Annotated in this window: 1 protein-coding gene; it reads left to right on the top strand. The window is 42.1% G+C overall.

Annotated elements, in window-relative coordinates; all coding sequences use genetic code 11:
* Positions 1–484 (top strand): IS110 family transposase (locus LB465_RS18110; protein ID WP_224471318.1); only part of this gene is annotated, 484 nt, incomplete at both ends.

Raw genomic sequence — 484 nt, 5'->3', positions numbered from 1 at the left:
GTGAAAAGTTTCGACACCTTTACGGAGGATTTGGAAGCTGCAGCATCCTACTTACTGGAAAATAATGTAGATACTGTTGCTATGGAAACAACCGGTGTTTATTGGATAATCCTGTATGATATACTTCAGGCACGAGGACTGGATGTGTGGCTGGTAGATGGAAGAAGCACCAAGCAAGTGCCAGGCAGAAAAACTGATGTAAAGGATTGTCAGTGGATACAGCAGCTCCATAGCTACGGGTTATTAAATAAGTGTTTTGTAGCAGAAGACTTGATACAAGAACTGCGAAGTTATCAACGCTTAAGGGAAGATCATATCCGCAGCGCTGCCATGCATGTCAATCACATGCAAAAAGCCCTCACGATGATGAATATTCGCTTAAAAGAAGTTTTAAGCCAGGTACACGGAGCAAGCGGTTTGAAAATCATCAGGGCTATTTTAGCTGGAGAAAGAAATCCTGATGTTCTAGTTGAAATGTGCCATA

The organism is Salegentibacter lacus (assembly GCF_020164555.1).
Classification (GTDB): Bacteria; Bacteroidota; Bacteroidia; order Flavobacteriales; family Flavobacteriaceae; genus Salegentibacter; species Salegentibacter lacus.
This window is presented reverse-complemented; position numbering and strand designations above follow the sequence as displayed.